Annotated in this window: 16 protein-coding genes and 1 tRNA gene; 6 read left to right on the top strand and 11 right to left on the bottom strand. The window is 45.5% G+C overall.

Translation table 11 applies throughout. The annotated features are described in order from the left end of the window. The coding region (locus tag KVT36_RS27105; RefSeq protein WP_217606573.1) for a VOC family protein at positions 1 to 376 on the top strand (376 nt) is incomplete at its 5' end. 335 nt (positions 377 to 711) lie between these two features. Here the strand turns inward: KVT36_RS27105 and KVT36_RS27100 are convergent. Beyond that, positions 712 to 786: transfer RNA gene (locus KVT36_RS27100), tRNA-Glu, on the bottom strand. Between the two features lie 66 nt (positions 787 to 852). Next, complete coding sequence (locus KVT36_RS27095) at positions 853 to 1344, bottom strand: isoprenylcysteine carboxylmethyltransferase family protein (protein ID WP_217606572.1); 492 nt, start codon at positions 1342 to 1344, stop codon at positions 853 to 855. Positions 1345 to 1410: 66 nt separating this feature from the next. Here KVT36_RS27095 and KVT36_RS27090 point away from each other — a divergent pair, with 66 nt between their 5' ends. The 3 genes from KVT36_RS27090 to KVT36_RS27080 all read left to right on the top strand — a co-directional run bounded on the left by KVT36_RS27090 (position 1411) and on the right by KVT36_RS27080 (position 3920). Further along, a complete protein-coding gene (locus KVT36_RS27090; RefSeq protein ID WP_217606571.1) occupies positions 1411 to 1989 on the top strand; it encodes a TetR/AcrR family transcriptional regulator in 579 nt (192 codons plus the stop codon). A 12-nt stretch (positions 1990 to 2001) separates the two neighbouring features. Further along, entirely contained in the window at positions 2002 to 2481 is a 480-nt protein-coding gene (locus KVT36_RS27085) for a nucleoside triphosphate pyrophosphohydrolase family protein (RefSeq protein ID WP_217606570.1), read from the top strand. 152 nt (positions 2482 to 2633) lie between these two features. After that, positions 2634 to 3920: a hypothetical protein gene (locus KVT36_RS27080; protein WP_217606569.1), complete on the top strand. Its 1287-nt coding sequence runs from the start codon at positions 2634 to 2636 to the stop codon at positions 3918 to 3920. Here the strand turns inward: KVT36_RS27080 and KVT36_RS27075 are convergent. The 9 genes from KVT36_RS27075 to KVT36_RS27035 all read right to left on the bottom strand — a co-directional run bounded on the left by KVT36_RS27075 (position 3858) and on the right by KVT36_RS27035 (position 11490). Further along, on the bottom strand, positions 3858 to 4625 hold the full coding sequence (locus KVT36_RS27075; protein WP_217606568.1) for an ABC transporter permease subunit: 768 nt from the start codon (positions 4623 to 4625) through the stop codon (positions 3858 to 3860). The genes KVT36_RS27080 and KVT36_RS27075 overlap by 63 nt on opposite strands. Next, the gene (locus KVT36_RS27070) at positions 4609 to 5349 is read right to left on the bottom strand and encodes an ABC transporter ATP-binding protein (protein WP_217606567.1); all 741 of its coding nucleotides are present in this window, start codon (positions 5347 to 5349) and stop codon (positions 4609 to 4611) included. Before KVT36_RS27070 ends, KVT36_RS27075 begins: the two co-directional genes overlap by 17 nt. Beyond that, positions 5346 to 6578, bottom strand: coding sequence for a nitrous oxide reductase family maturation protein NosD (gene nosD / locus KVT36_RS27065; RefSeq protein WP_217606566.1), 1233 nt, complete (start codon positions 6576 to 6578; stop codon positions 5346 to 5348). The genes KVT36_RS27070 and nosD overlap by 4 nt, the downstream gene beginning before the upstream one ends. Positions 6579 to 6582: 4 nt before the next feature. Beyond that, on the bottom strand, positions 6583 to 7017 hold the full coding sequence (locus KVT36_RS27060; RefSeq protein WP_217606565.1) for a nitrous oxide reductase accessory protein NosL: 435 nt from the start codon (positions 7015 to 7017) through the stop codon (positions 6583 to 6585). Further along, the gene (locus KVT36_RS27055) at positions 7014 to 7589 is read right to left on the bottom strand and encodes a hypothetical protein (protein WP_217606564.1); all 576 of its coding nucleotides are present in this window, start codon (positions 7587 to 7589) and stop codon (positions 7014 to 7016) included. The genes KVT36_RS27060 and KVT36_RS27055 overlap by 4 nt, the downstream gene beginning before the upstream one ends. A 53-nt stretch (positions 7590 to 7642) precedes the next feature. Then, the gene (nosZ, locus tag KVT36_RS27050; protein WP_217606563.1) at positions 7643 to 9613 is read right to left on the bottom strand and encodes a Sec-dependent nitrous-oxide reductase; all 1971 of its coding nucleotides are present in this window, start codon (positions 9611 to 9613) and stop codon (positions 7643 to 7645) included. Positions 9614 to 9636: 23 nt separating this feature from the next. Continuing rightward, positions 9637 to 10131 (bottom strand): cytochrome c, encoded by a 495-nt coding sequence (locus KVT36_RS27045; protein ID WP_217606562.1) that lies wholly within the window; start codon positions 10129 to 10131, stop codon positions 9637 to 9639. A 137-nt stretch (positions 10132 to 10268) separates the two neighbouring features. Beyond that, positions 10269 to 10811, bottom strand: coding sequence for a flavodoxin domain-containing protein (locus tag KVT36_RS27040; RefSeq protein ID WP_217606561.1), 543 nt, complete (start codon positions 10809 to 10811; stop codon positions 10269 to 10271). Between the two features lie 220 nt (positions 10812 to 11031). After that, entirely contained in the window at positions 11032 to 11490 is a 459-nt protein-coding gene (locus tag KVT36_RS27035) for an Rrf2 family transcriptional regulator (RefSeq protein ID WP_217606560.1), read from the bottom strand. Between the two features lie 149 nt (positions 11491 to 11639). On the opposite strand from KVT36_RS27035, the gene KVT36_RS27030 reads away from it, so the two are divergent. Both KVT36_RS27030 and ric read left to right on the top strand, forming a co-directional pair. Next, positions 11640 to 13448 carry a hypothetical protein gene (locus KVT36_RS27030; RefSeq protein WP_217606559.1) on the top strand — a complete coding sequence of 603 codons (1809 nt, stop codon included), beginning with the start codon at positions 11640 to 11642 and terminating at the stop codon, positions 13446 to 13448. Between the two features lie 74 nt (positions 13449 to 13522). Next, positions 13523 to 14476, top strand: a complete 954-nt coding sequence (gene ric, locus KVT36_RS27025; protein ID WP_217606558.1) for an iron-sulfur cluster repair di-iron protein — start codon at positions 13523 to 13525, stop codon at positions 14474 to 14476. Positions 14477 to 14484: the final 8 nt, after the last annotated feature.

Here is a 14484-nt window from a genome sequence, read left to right as displayed (position 1 = left end):
CACCTTTTACAAATCAGTTTTTGGCGGAGAGTTTACAAAGGTCATCCGCTTTAAGGATCTGTCTGGACCTGAATTTCAGGTAGCAGAAAATGAAGAAAACAAAATAATGTACATTGGTTTACCTATTGGCAAGCACAATGTGTTAATAGCTAATGATGTGCCCGAATTTATGGGACGGGTAAGCGAAAGTGAAAACAGATCTAAAATATATGTGGGCGCTGAAAGCCGTGAAGAAGCAGACAAAATATTTAACGGATTATCAGCAGGCGGAGAGGTTGAAGGACCGATTGGCGACAGTCCCTGGGGTACATATGCCGGAATGTTCAGAGACAAATACGGCATTGAATGGATTGTGGAGTTTGACTCCAATTTATAACGGGTAAATGGAGTCAGCAGCAAGCTAAAATTGTTGAGGCCGTATGTCTGGCTATTTATGGAGATGTCATACTTGACGGGAAGCCATTTGTGCCCCAATTAAATGGATACATTTGGACTATCGGGGAACACTACATGAAACACATGGAGGAGCGGCAATAGTTAAGCCGCAAAAAGTGATGGAAAGATAGTTTATTATAAGACAATCAGTAATCACGTAATTCCCAATAATTCTCGAACACTATTTCTGTGCTTAGAATGAAATTGTAGAATATTATAGACTAATATGTTGGCTGCCAAAAAAAAAGAGAACGATCAAAATTGACCATTCTCTTTTGGTACCGCGTACGGGAATCGAACCCGTGATTCATCCGTGAAAGGGACGCGTCTTAACCCCTTGACCAACGCGGCATTCCGTTTAAGGGATGGCAAAAGTAAGTAAAAGATAGTAAAAAGCAAATTTTTTATACTTCATCTTCACCACACCCAGGGCAGCAGCCGGTATCTTGTTTTACCCTTATACTCCTGGTAGCCGTTTAGGTGCGCTGATAAAAACCGCTCTTCGTCCAGGATCCGCACCACCATCACCAGGCAAAGTAAAAAACTGGCTATCAGCGCCCAATAGGAGCCCAGCGCCAGCGGCGTGCACATAAACAGGATCACCGCGCCGGAATACATAGGATGCCGCACCAGCGCATAAGGCCCGGTGCTGATCACCTGCTGCTCCGGTGCAATTTCCACAATACCGGAGGTGAACGTACCCGGCCCGGCTTTTAGCCGGCGTGCCAGCAGGGCGCGGTCGTGCCGCAGCAGATAGGCGGTTTGCAGCAGGGTGGCAGTACCAAACACGGCCAGGTACAACCAGCCCTGCCAGTAATACACGGTCCAGGCAGGTAAAAAAATGAGTACTAACAGGGATAAAATGAATTTAGCAGCGCCGGTAAAAGCTTGCTTACCCAGGTTTTCCATGGCGGTGGGTTTATTGGGTGAAGAGAATGCAGGTGACGGCTCAAAAATATTTATTTTTATGGTATTATGCCACGTAGCCTCGAATTTGATCAGCATGAAAAGTTGGTAAAAGCCCGCGATACCTTTTGGGAAAAAGGATACCATGCCACCTCCATTACGGACCTGGGGCGGTCAATGGACCTGAACCCCGGAAGCATCTACAACACTTACGGCAGTAAGCATGAGCTGTTTGTACAATGCCTTTGTAATTATATTGAATGCACCTTTGCGCATTACCAGCACATAGCGGCTAACGAGCAGTCGCCCATGGCAGCCATTACACATATTATAGATAAGGTAGCGGATAAAATGGTGACAGACCATCATGCCTGCATGATCGGTAAATCATCTTTTGAGCTCTGTGAGGCCGATAAAGAAGTGCGCACGCTGCTGAAAGATAATAACGATGCTTTGGTAAGCCTTTTCAGCCAGCTGCTTACCAAAGCGCAGGAGGCAGGGGAAATTACCCCTGATAAAGATCCGGCTACCCTGGCACAATTATTAGTGGCTAGTTTTAGTGGCCTGGGACAGCATTATGTACTGTACCAGGATAAAACACAGCTGCACACACTGGCTATGCAGCTTATTCATTTAATAAAGGCATAAACGAAAAAAGCCATGAAAGATCTGAAAGTACTAACCCAGGTAGCTGATTTCCATAATACGTTCAAAGTGCCCATAGAAGCCAACCCCGTTATACCATCTGCCCAAAGATGCGCATTAAGGATCCAGCTTTTTGAAGAGGAGCTGCAGGAGCTAAGGGAAGCCATTGCCAATAACGACCTGGTAGAGGTGGCAGATGCCCTATGCGACCTGCAATACGTGCTTACCGGCACTGCTCTGGAGTTTGGCCTGGGCGAAAAATTCTGCGAGCTGTTTGATGAAGTACACCGCTCCAACATGAGCAAAGCCTGTAAAACAGCAGAAGAAGCCGCGCAAACCATAGCGCACTACCGGGCTAATTTAAATACAGAAGCCTACCATAAAGAAATAGACGGTATGTATGTGATTTACCGTGCGGGGGATGATAAAACCCTGAAGTCTGTGAATTACTCCGCACCGGCACTGAAACCCATCCTGGGCGGAAAAGAAGCATAACCGGCCGCGGAACTGCCAGCCCCGCAATCAAAGCTCACCGCATCAAACATATAGAAAGAAATGAAGGTTACAATATTAAAAGATAAATTTGTCCTTTATTATGAATGGTCATAACTTAGCTTTGCAGATCTATAAATCTAAATAAGACAGTTATGTTGAAGAGGGAAAGGAGCTGGCTGACCATAGCGCTCATTAACCTGTCAGTGGTGGCGCTGTTAGGGCTATTGCTCAGGAGCAAAATATTATTCCCGATACCTGCTATTAATTTCGGGTACCTATTACATGCACATTCTCATTTTGCATTTACCGGATGGATAACCCTTTGCCTGTTAACATTAATGACCTACCGGATACTACCTGAAAAGTATAACAGCCAGCCACGATACAAATGGCTTTTGGCAGGTATCCTGCTGAGCGCAGTTGGAATGCTGCTAAGCTTCCCCTTCCAGGGATACGCCTTTTTTTCAATACTCTTTTCCACGCTGTCCATATTAGTATCTTATGTTTTTAGCTGGTTTTTTATAAAAGATCTTTTAAAGACCAGGCCCCGTAAACCCGTAATTATATTAGCCGTTTCGTCACTGGTGGCGATGGTGCTTTCATCAGTAGGGCCGTTTACGCTGGCCTATATGATGGCATCGCATTCTGTGAACGCCCTGTTATACAGAGATGCCATCTATACTTACCTGCACCTGCAGTACAACGGTTTTTTTACGCTGGGTATTTTTACGTTGTTCGTCCATCATTTGGGCCATTCTTCCGCTAAGGTTCCGGAACGCAGTCTGAATCATTTTGCAACGTTCCTGTCTGTATCGGTATTACCTACCCTGGCCCTTTCATACCTGTGGCATTTTCCAAATGCTGTAATACGCACCATTGCAGTGGCAGGCTGCGGTTGCCTGGTTGTTACACTGGTTAGCTTTATCGTAATGATGCGGTCTGCCAAAGAAGCGCTTAAAACAGTAGGCCCGTTTACAAAGAAAATAGGTGTATTATCAATGATCGCATTTGCGGTTAAGACCGCAGTACAAATTTTTATTGTTTTTCCTGCAATAGGGGAGATGGTATTTAGTAACAGGCCTGTTATTATAGGTTACCTGCACCTGGTAATGCTGGGATTTGTTACCCTCTATCTTTTTGCTTACCTGCTGCACATAGGTTATTTTGAAACAGGCAGGGGCCTGTCAGCACCCGGGATCATTATTTTCACCGGGGCTGCCATCGCTAATGAAATAATACTGGCCATGCAGGGATTCCCCGCTATCTTCATGTTAAACAGCACCCTGTACCTGTGGCTGTTATGGGCCGCAGCCATTGGTTTGTTCACGGGCGCTTTAGTGATAGCTGCCGCAGCGGTTAAACGTTTGAGGACCCGCTCAGATATCCTTCTTCTTAAATACCCGGGCAGCTATTATCAAAGGAATAACCGTCCAGCATAACATACAGATAACCGTATAGATGCTGCCGGTGGCAGATCCCATGAACTTCTTGAACAAGGCGCCTGAGTAGCCCATCATTACTGCCACATCTAATTGCAGCAGCACTAATACCCGGGCCAGGTCAACGGGGTTTAGGGATATAAGTCCTAATAACGGCTTGTCAACCGGGTAGTCGCTGAATGAGTAAATAAAGGAGAGCAGCAGCCCATCAAACAGCAGGGTAAAGAATAATGCGGTAATGATGGCCGCGCCAATACCTTTTGTTTTGTCTTTAAACAATACAAAGATCAGCAGCGCCAGTGCGGAGAAGATCAGCGTCAGGAACAACCCGCTTACCAGGAGTGTAAGGGTAGCTGCGGTATAATAAAGTATACACACCGGAATACCAACCCCTGCCAGGTAAGCAATACTTAATGCAACAGCAATGCCGGCGTATTCGGCCAGCAGCATGGTTTTTCTTCTGATGGGCTGGGCCAGCAGCAGTTCTGTGAACTCTACGGAATTAAAGAAATAGATGGTGGAAAAGAGAATGCTGATAATAGGCACAAATAACAACGTAATGTTTAACAGGCTTAAGAGGCCTTTGGAAGCATTGTCGCCCATACCGGATACGCTGATGGTTATGGCGGCCAGTATAAGTGCATAAACAATAATTGTTTTATTCTTCAGCAGGTCAAACAGTACATATTTAATAATTGTTTTCATGGTGCAGGTATTCTTTCGGGTGATTCTTTTGCATGATAGCAGCAATGATCTTATTCAGCTTTTCCTGGCCGGTTACCTTTTTCAGCTCTTCCACTGTTTTGTACAATAGCAGCTTTCCTTCCTGCAGGTATACAATATGGCTGGTAATGTCGTCCAGGTCACTGAGCACATGTGAGGTGATAAGGATCAGCTTTCCGTTGGCGCGTTCTTTTATAATTTTATCTTTCAGCAGCTCGCTTGCTACGGGGTCCAGTCCTGCGGTAGGCTCATCCAGGATAAAGATCTCCGGTGAAAAAAGGAAGGCAAGGCAGGCGCTAACCTTTTGGCGCGTACCGCCGGACAGGCTTCGCATTGTTTTATGCTGAACGGCGGGTATATCAAATCCTTCGATCAGCTCCTCATCATAACGCTTACAATCTTTCCGGATCTCTTTGAGCATCTTAATAACCTGGCCGATGGTCATATTTTCAGGATAACGCCCTATCTGCGGCATATAGCCTATCTGTGAGCGGTAATCCCACTGATCTTTTATTGCAGCTCCGTTTATTTTGATCGTTCCTTTCCCGGGGATCACTAATCCCAGTATGGATTTTATCAGCGTTGTTTTCCCTGAACCATTGGGGCCTAATAATGAAATGGTTTGCCCACGCTCAAAATGCAGGCTGATATTATCTAAGGCCTTAAACTTTCTGAAGGTTTTGGTAAGCTGCGTTATTTCGATCATAGTTTCAATTTTTTCATCATTGGCTGATCATCTTTCAGCATATCCGGTATAATGCTGGGCATTACTTTTTCCACCTGCTCCATAATATTGGTAAGAAGGCTGTGGTACAGGATCATTGCCGGGGGTATCTTTTCTGTTATTACAGAATATACGCTTACCGGGTAGTAGGATACGTCCCCTACATTATTTTTGTCCAGGTCATAACCGTCATACTTGTCCCAGTAATTATGGATGAATACATTTAACATCATGGTTCCATTGGTGGTTACATCAAAGGAATTGCCGATGAAATTGTTCTCAACAAAATTGCTCCCGCTGCAGCTGGCCTGTACGCGCACTCCCCATCCGTTCTCACTGAAAAGGTTATGCCGTACATCCACACGCGTAGTGCTTTCCATATGTATGCCCACGGTGTTTTTTATAAACCGGTTGTGCTCAATTTTACTGTCTGTGATCTCTTTCAATAAAAGGCCATAAGAGGCATCCCCCCAGTTGTGGTTAAAAGCATTGTCATACATGACCACACCTTTGGAGTACATTACGGCCACGCCTGCGCCATTGTCCATAAAGGTGTTCTGCGTATAGCGGTCGTTGTGGGAGAACATGAAGTGCAGGCCATAACGTGCATTTTCAAAAGAGGTGTTGTCAGCAATATATGAATGGGTAACAAACTCAAAATAAATACCGTCCCGGTGCCCGGATATGGAATTACCTTTTATTCCCAGCCCATCGCATTTCCATGCATGGATGCCATTGCCGCCATTTATTTCACCTTTGGTATCTGAGTGGATCGTATTGTTAACAATATAACAGCGGGTAGCATTTTGCAGGTAAATGCCATATGTGTTATTAATGAAGCGGTTGTTCCGGATGGTAATGCATTTTGCATTTATGATCTTAATGCCGGCCATATCTACCAAGGATCCTTTTCCTATATGCTGGATCTGCAGGCCCTGTATGATTACTGAATCGGCGGCAATAATAAAAACCTGGTATTTATTTTCTCCGTCTATCACCGGCAATCCCTGGCCGGTTATCGTCAGTTTTTTGGACACCAGGATATCATGCTCCTTGTAAAAGCCCCCTTGTAATAATAAGGTGTCGCCGTTATGCGCCTGCTCTATGGCCTGGTGAATACTGTTGGCGGCAGGATGTACTTTTATAATGGTGGCAAAACTTCCGGTAGCAGCATACAACAGGAAAACGTGTAATAACAGCACTTGTTTCATGGGTTTATTCATTTGGTCCCAGGTCTTCCAATTTTAACAGGTCATTCTGCAGGCTGTCTTTAAAGGGAGCTGCCTCCTTAGCGGATGCAAAAGCTGCAAAATTCCCATTCATAGGACTTTTGAATATCCCGCTATGCAGGTATACCGCTTGATGTGCATCCAGGAAACTATGATCCGGGTTGGTATAATCGCTTACAAACAGGATTGTTCCTGTGCTGTTAAAATGTTCTTCTTCGGTATATTTTAACAGGCATGCCAGGTCATCGAATTTGTAGGCCTTACCTTTTTCTGTTACAATTTCTGCCGCAAAACGTTTGTCTATTATGGTCATTTTGCAATGTGCGCATGCATCATGGCCATAGTCAATTGGCTCAAATTCCTGTTGGCAGGCAGAGAGGCCAATGAGGCCAAGCATACCTATCAGTAGTACCGTTTTCATATTACTTTTTTTTTCCATTCATAGATCGTTATTGAAACCAGTAAAATGCCTGTTCCTATATAAAACCAGCCGCCAACGTCGGGTTGGGACAGTACTTCAAAGTTTAGCAATTTCTTATACCCGAATAAAGGAGGCTGGTAAGACATGCCCGGAACCTGGATAGGGGCATGAGGATCGAGGTGGTGCCCATAATTATACTCCCACATGTAGAAGTCATAAAATGAAAAGGCAGCAATGCAAATAAATACGGCGGTCCATAGGTAATAGTATAGTTTCCGCTTAAGTATTAACACCGGGATTCCCAGCAGTATAAACAGCAGCATGGCAATAGGCAGGAAAATAAATTCCCGGAAATCTTCTTTATTGATTTCATCCATGCCTATATAATGGTTCAATCCATTGATGATCGGTACATCGCCTTTTATGTCGTTCAGCCAGATCTGCATGGATAGTCCGCCAGGGTACTGCGGCGCCCGCAGGTCAATCCGCCACATAGGAAATAACCACAGTGTTCCCAGGAACAGCATGGCGGTCACAATACTTATTCTTCCCGGTTTAGTCAGTTTCTTCATAATGAACAGATAAAAAAGGTACTGCTGTCATGCAGTACCTTTTGTGCTTGATCTTATTTTTGTGCGCTGGTATCCGCTACCACACCGGTACCGAATTTCAGGGGGGTATTACTTCCTTTGGGAGATACTCTCAGGTAACCAGACATTTCCTGGTGTAAGGCAGAGCAAAAGTCCGTGCAGTAAAATGGATAGATGCCCTGCTTTTGCGGGCTGAATTTCAGGGTAACGGTTTCCCCCGGCATAACTAACAGCTCTGCATTCGGATTATTCTTAATGGCAAAGCCATGTGGAATATCCCAGTCCTGTTCCAGGTTGGTAACATGGAAGTAAACATCATCGCCCACAAATACCCCTTCAATATTATCAGGTACCAGGTGAGAGCGGATAGCGGTCATGTATACATCCACCCGGTTCCCTTTGCGTACTACATTGGCCTTCTTTTCGCCCATTGTCACAAACTCATTGCCATTCTTGTTAATGTCGTAGAATTTCACCTGTTTGCCCTGTATTAAGCTTGCGGGTAAAGCCTGCGCATAGTGCGGTTCGCCTATAGTAGGGAAATCCAGGAGCAGCTGCATTTTATCACCGGATATATCGTAAAGCTGTGCAGATTGCGCCAGCTCAGGGCCGGTAGGCAGGAAACGGTCTTTGGTTATTTTATTGTACGCTACCAGGTATTTGCCCCCTGGCTTCCTGGTATCTCCACCAGGGATCATCAGGTGCCCAACGGAATAGTAGGTGGGCGCGCGGTCCAGTACCTTCAGATCTTTTAAGCTCCATTTCACTACTTCTGAAGAAAGGAACATGGAAGTATAGGCATTCCCTTTGCCGTCAAATTCTGTGTGCAAAGGGCCCAGGCCGGGCTTTTGCACCTCGCCGTATAAAGCAGCTTCGTATTTTATAATGGGTATGCCCTGGAAATCTCCTTCAAATTGTTTGTCGCCAATGGCCTTAATCATTTTACTGAATGAGAACACAGGGATCAATGCTGCCAGCTTTCCGCTGCCCACGATGTATTCCCCGGTAGGATCCAGGTCGCAGCCATGCGGGGATTTAGGGCAGGGGATCATGTAGATCATATCCGGGCAATCTTTCGGATCCAGCAGCAATACTTCATGTTCAATAACGGAGCTGGCTAATTGTTTGCTTTCATCAAAGGTATTATGCGCATATTCTGCGGGTACTTTTTTGCCCTTGCCTGCTTTGGCATATTCTTCTGCTTTTTTCCAGTTCACGGCAATAATATAGTCTTTGTCTTTTTGTGACGCGTTCACCTCAAGCAGCGTGTAGGCCTGCTCGGTATTGTAGCTGGAAAAGAAGAACCAGTCATGTGAAGGCCCTTTCCCGGCATGGCTCAGATCCAGGTTCATACCCGGCAATACCATTTGAAAAGCAAGGGCCATATTACCGGAGGTCTTATCTACGCTAATAAAGGAGGCAGTGCTGTGAAAGTTTTGTTTGAATGAGCTGATGGGCACATCCTCTGTACCCAATGGTACGGAAAAGCGGGTGCCCGCTACTACGTACTCCGTATTTTCCGTGATGAAGGGGGAGGAGTGGTTACCGGCGCTGTTAGGCATTTGCAGGATCTCCACTGTTTTAAAGGTGCTCAGATCTATCCGGGCCACACGGGGTGTATTGTTGGCATTGGCAAAGAGCCAGCGCCCGTCCTGCTCCCCGTTGGTCTGCGATAATTCCAGGTGATGCTGATCGTCCCATGGGATCTGGCCATTAGTGGTATTCAGCATGGCCTTTGTTTCTTCGCTATAACCATAGCCGTTCTCAGGGAATACGGAAAATACAGGGATAAGCTTTAGCAGCCGGCCTGAAGGCAAGCCGTAAACCGATACCTGGCCGTTGAAACCACCGGATACAAAGTTGTAATACTCATCGTATTTACCAGGAGCTACGTATACTTTTGAATTAGCATCTCCCTGTACGGCAGATGCGGTGTTCTTCATTTTGCAGCTTTGCATGGAAGCCATTGCAGCTACAAAGCAAAGCGGAAGGAATATTTTTTTCATAAATATAGATAAGGTGTAGGTGATTAATTTTTACCGTCATTTTCCCGCATGTATTCCAGCACATGGCGGGCCTCATCATCCGTAAGATGCTGGTTGGGCATGCGCACCATACACTGTTCAAGCATGGCCTGGGCTGCAGGGTCTTTATCGATCATCTCATCTGTATTGGTTACAAAATTCATGATCCATTCAGGCTTTCTTCTGTCTGTAACACCTTTCCATCCCGGGCCTACAAGTTTTTCATCGCTAAGCTTATGACAGGCGGCGCATTTTACATCGTATACGGTTTTGCCACCGGCTACCATGGCCTTGTCAAGCGGGTGAGTAAGCGTTACTTCGGTGAACTTGCCTTTCCCTTTGGAATCATCTGCAGCGGCCTGGCTGGCAGTTTTATCTTCCTGTACTACCATGCTGGAATCGCCTGCCGCCTCACTGGAAGAGGGTTGCGAGCCGGATCCGCAGCTGTAAATAAGAAGGCTTGCTATAACTATGGATGCTAAAAGAGGTACTTGCTTCATAACTGATTTTTTAGGTTTTTACTTCTTTTTATAATTGTTGAAGGAAACAGATAATGACAAATGATAGCCGTACAAAGCTATTTTCTATTAGTAAAGGGTCTGTTGTTTACGGTCAGCAACGGTGATGATCCTGGTCACTACCCGGCATGATGAAGATCAGCTGTAGGGCTGCTGCCGGCATAAAGCAGCTGCACATCGTTTAATAACCCGCTGATATGTGACGGGCTCACATCATTAAAGTCCGATATGTCCAGCTGTTTGTTACGCAGCTTGGCTATCCACTTTCCAGCTCTTACTTTAAATTTGTCCACAGGGGATAGCTGATCATAAATGATTTTTCCCGGGAAAAAATAATACCTGCAATTATCTTCAAAGCATGCCGGGATATTCTGCTGTACATAACTTGCCAGCTTTTCCCGTTTATCTTTTTTTGTGGCGGTTACAAGAAAAATGAACAATCTCTTTTTCTCCAGTTGGGCGGCATGCTGTTTTAACCATTTCCGCATCAGCAGTTTGCCTATGTATATGCTGCTTCCAAGGATGAGGAAGCCGGCATCTGCTATTATTTCCGGAGTAACCTGCTCTTGCGGTATGGCCGGTATCTTCAGCTCAGCGCTTAGCCATGCAGCGTACTGCCGGGTAGCTCCGTACCTGGATCTGTAAATGATGAACCCATTCATAGCGTAATATTTTATTGGATTTTTATAGTGGCATGAGTAAGTAGGATAATTAAGGACAAATTTATCCTTTTATAATTTGCCCGGCAAAAAAATCAGCAGAATGTAATTATGTTAACATCATTATTACACACATAACAGGCCTGAAAACAGCGCCTTTGAGTCGTTATACATTATGGTATTGGAGATCCTGGTTGTGAGGAAATAGTGAAGGTCAAAGCGCTCAGCTCCGCTTTTTAGGGGCTTTCTGGTTATTGATAAAGAGGTTTCCTTTATTGGATTCTTCCACCAGCTGCTGGATGGATGTTTTTTCAAATAATTGTTTCAGCTGTTTCTTAATGGCTTTATATTGAAGGTGCATGGGGCAGGGCCTTGTTTCAGAGCATTCCTTCAGGCCAAGCACACATTTGGTGATCACCTCCTCTTCTTCTACCGCTTCCAGAATAGCCCTGACAGGCAGCTTCCGTGCACGTTCAGTGAGGTAAAATCCGCCATTGCGGCCACGCACAGAGCTTACCACCCGGTCATTCTGGGTCAGCAGCTGCAGGATCTTGGCAGTAAATGACTTCGGAGAGTCAATCCCTTCGGCCACTTCATCAATTCCCAGCTTGTTGTCTTCGGTGCCTTTTTGCGCAATATATATAGTAGCCCTGAGGGCATATTCTGCAGTCTTGGAGAGCATATACCTGATTGAAATCATTGCAAGATAATAATAAAAGGAGTGCCGGTCAAAGGCGGGGCCATTAAATATGATTTTGATCAGGAAACGCATTTGAGGATATTTTTGTCCTCTTTTAGATTTAGTTTTGCTTCTCTTTAATTCAATTAAACATGCATACATTTCATATACCTGTTATGGGGCTGGCCTATACAATTGACAGCCCTGTGAAAGTAGCCCGCTACGGCATAACTTCCGTTCTCTCTATTATAGAAGACCGCCTCATTGAAATGATGAGAAGCCATTATTATCCATCCATAGGGGAGGTCTATGAACCTATCAGCATGAAAGAGCCGGATTACAGGGCCAGGAGGATCACAGATTACCTGAACCTCATGAACCGCATTGTTAAAGAGCAGATGTTGCAGCTGAAGCGCATGGCATTTGAGGCCGGATCGGATATCGTGAAGTACTTTGACATGCTGCCGGAGAGCAGCCGGCTGAAACAGCTGTACCTGCAAATGGTAAATACGGAATGTGTTACGGAAAAGGCAAAGCTGGAATCTTTACTGCGCGGGCAAATGCAGCCAGGCAGCATTGAGGTGAACATTATGACAAAAACGGATAAGAACAATTACGATCATGATGGCCGGGTTATTGAAGATGGCTCGGATGCTGTAGCGGCTTTAAGAGGATACGTTAACAGCGATCTTTCCAATTCATCCATTGTTTTCTCTGCTGGTATGAATCCCCGGCTTTATAACTACCTGGAAAAATGCCCGCAGTTCAATGCAGATGAAGACGGGAATTTCAGGAAAAAGATAACCGTAAAGGTGAGCGATTTCCGCTCTGCGCTTATCCAGGGAAAGTATCTTGCCAAGAAGGGAATATGGGTGAGCGAATTCAGGATTGAATCAGGTCTGAACTGCGGCGGACATGCCTTCCCATCAGAAGGATACCTGATGGGCCCCATTCTCGATGAGTTCAAAGTACGCAAAACGGAGCTGGTCAATGCGCTGTTTGAACTATATAACCAGGCCCTGAAAAGCAAAGGCCTCAAAATATTTAAATACCCGCCTAAGCTGGCTATTTCAGCGCAGGGGGGAATAGGTACCGCTGCAGAAGATTCCCTGCTGCATAGCTATTATAACCTGGATAGCACAGGCTGGGGCACACCCTTTCTGCTGGTGCCGGAAGCTACAACGGTAGATGCAGCTACCCTGCAGCAGCTGTGTAAGGCGGAGCAAAAAGATCTGGAGCTTAGCAGGCATTCGCCCATGGGCGTAAGGTTCTATTATCTGAAAGGAAGTACCGGGCAGGAGGAAAGATTGCAGCGCATCCGGGATGGTAAACCAGGCAGCCCCTGCACGGAAAAACACCTGTCTTTTAATACGGAGTTCACGGAACAGCCCATCTGCACCGCCTCCCGCCAATATCAGAAGATGAAGATCGCGCAGCTGCAATCCCTGGCGCTGCCGGAACAGGATTACCAGGATCAGCTGCAGCAGGTGCTGGATAAAGAATGTTTATGCGTAGGCCTCAGCAACGCGGCTGCTATAAAATACAATACGGTTTTTGTCAAAAAACTTCCTGCTGTGAATATTTGTCCGGGCCCTAATATTATTCATTTTAACAGGGAAGTTTCCCTGCAAACCATGACGGATCATATTTACGGAAGAACCAATCTACTGGAGGGCCGCGAAAGACCGCATATGTTCCTGGCAGAGCTGGGGCTGTACCTTGCCTACCTGGAAGAGCAGCTGGCAGAAGATAAAAAAGCAGATCAGCTGATACAAAAGAAGAAATATTATAACGGCTTCTTCAAGCAGCTGGCCAATGGCATTGCTTACTATCGCGGGTTATCCGCCGAAGCAGTGATCACGGATAATGGCTTTTTGCCAGGGCTGGATGCAGCAGAAATACGCCTGAATGAAATAAAACAGGGTTATGACATCTGTAGCATAATACCCGCAGAAAAATAAAACAACTTAATAAAAGACATTTTTGTCTTTTATTAGATTTGGCTGTACCTTTGAAATAAATAAACCAGTTTATTATGACTACCACATCAACACTGGATGTTACACTGATTGAGCCAAGATTGAAACATCCTGTTATTTTCAATTACTTTGATGCACTACAGCCAGGGGAGAGTTTTATTATTCACAATGATCATGATCCCAAACCGCTATACTACCAGCTACTGGGAGAAAGAGGGAATATTTTTACCTGGGAATACCTGGAACACGGTCCTGAAAGCTGGGAGGTGAAAATTGAGAAGATCCCGGACGATAAAGAAACGGAAACCGTAGGCGCCCTTGCTGCTGCTGATTACCGCAAAGCAGAAGTGTTCCGGAAAATGGGAATTGATTTCTGCTGTGGAGGCAACAAAACATTGAAGCAGGCCAGCGAGCAGGCGGGCATTTCCGAAGCGGTATTAAAGCATGCGTTACAGGAAGCGGATAAAACACCTGCATCTCACTTACAGGATTTTAGTCAATGGGATCCCGGTTTCCTGGCAGACTATATCATTAACACGCATCACCGGTATGTGAAAGATAATGCAGCGGTCATCAGCGCCCTTGCGCAAAAAGTAGCACAGCATCACGGTAACGCACATCCGGAATTGCCAGAGCTGGCCACAAGAACCGGCCTTTTCTTAAATGACCTGTTAAAACATTTGGCTAAAGAAGAAGAGAGCGTGTTCCCGGCAATTAAACAGCTGGCAAGCAAGGGGAAAAGCACACCGGACGCCTGTACGGTTTCAATAGCAGCAGCAATTGATAATATGGAAGAGGAGCATGAAGCGGCTGGTGATGACCTGCGTTTCTTCCGCAACCTTTCCAATAACTACAACCTGCCGCCTGATGCCTGTAATTCCTATGCTTATCTCTTTGAAAAGATGAAGGAATTTGAAAGTGACCTGTTCCTGCACATACACCTGGAAAATAATATCCTGTTCCCAAAGGCCATCCGGCTGGAAGAAGAACAGGGCCAGCAGCCGCGTTAAAAAAAATG

This window comes from Chitinophaga sp. GbtcB8 (assembly GCF_019091455.1).
Lineage (GTDB): Bacteria > Bacteroidota > Bacteroidia > Chitinophagales > Chitinophagaceae > Chitinophaga.
This window is presented reverse-complemented; position numbering and strand designations above follow the sequence as displayed.

Bases quoted from the DNA above. Each gene is read 5' to 3' on its own strand.
- nosD (WP_217606566.1), bottom strand. From the start codon at position 6,578: ATGAAACAAGTGCTGTTATTACACGTTTTCCTGTTGTATGCTGCTACC.
- KVT36_RS27060 (WP_217606565.1), bottom strand. From the start codon at position 7,017: ATGAAAACGGTACTACTGATAGGTATGCTTGGCCTCATTGGCCTCTCT.
- KVT36_RS27085 (WP_217606570.1), top strand. From the start codon at position 2,002: ATGAAAGATCTGAAAGTACTAACCCAGGTAGCTGATTTCCATAATACG.
- nosZ (WP_217606563.1), bottom strand. From the start codon at position 9,613: ATGAAAAAAATATTCCTTCCGCTTTGCTTTGTAGCTGCAATGGCTTCC.
- KVT36_RS27045 (WP_217606562.1), bottom strand. From the start codon at position 10,131: ATGAAGCAAGTACCTCTTTTAGCATCCATAGTTATAGCAAGCCTTCTT.
- KVT36_RS27080 (WP_217606569.1), top strand. From the start codon at position 2,634: ATGTTGAAGAGGGAAAGGAGCTGGCTGACCATAGCGCTCATTAACCTG.
- KVT36_RS27055 (WP_217606564.1), bottom strand. From the start codon at position 7,589: ATGAAGAAACTGACTAAACCGGGAAGAATAAGTATTGTGACCGCCATG.
- KVT36_RS27040 (WP_217606561.1), bottom strand. From the start codon at position 10,811: ATGAATGGGTTCATCATTTACAGATCCAGGTACGGAGCTACCCGGCAG.
- KVT36_RS27075 (WP_217606568.1), bottom strand. From the start codon at position 4,625: ATGAAAACAATTATTAAATATGTACTGTTTGACCTGCTGAAGAATAAA.
- ric (WP_217606558.1), top strand. From the start codon at position 13,523: ATGACTACCACATCAACACTGGATGTTACACTGATTGAGCCAAGATTG.
- KVT36_RS27090 (WP_217606571.1), top strand. From the start codon at position 1,411: ATGCCACGTAGCCTCGAATTTGATCAGCATGAAAAGTTGGTAAAAGCC.
- KVT36_RS27095 (WP_217606572.1), bottom strand. From the start codon at position 1,344: ATGGAAAACCTGGGTAAGCAAGCTTTTACCGGCGCTGCTAAATTCATT.
- KVT36_RS27070 (WP_217606567.1), bottom strand. From the start codon at position 5,349: ATGATCGAAATAACGCAGCTTACCAAAACCTTCAGAAAGTTTAAGGCC.
- KVT36_RS27030 (WP_217606559.1), top strand. From the start codon at position 11,640: ATGCATACATTTCATATACCTGTTATGGGGCTGGCCTATACAATTGAC.
- KVT36_RS27035 (WP_217606560.1), bottom strand. From the start codon at position 11,490: ATGCTCTCCAAGACTGCAGAATATGCCCTCAGGGCTACTATATATATT.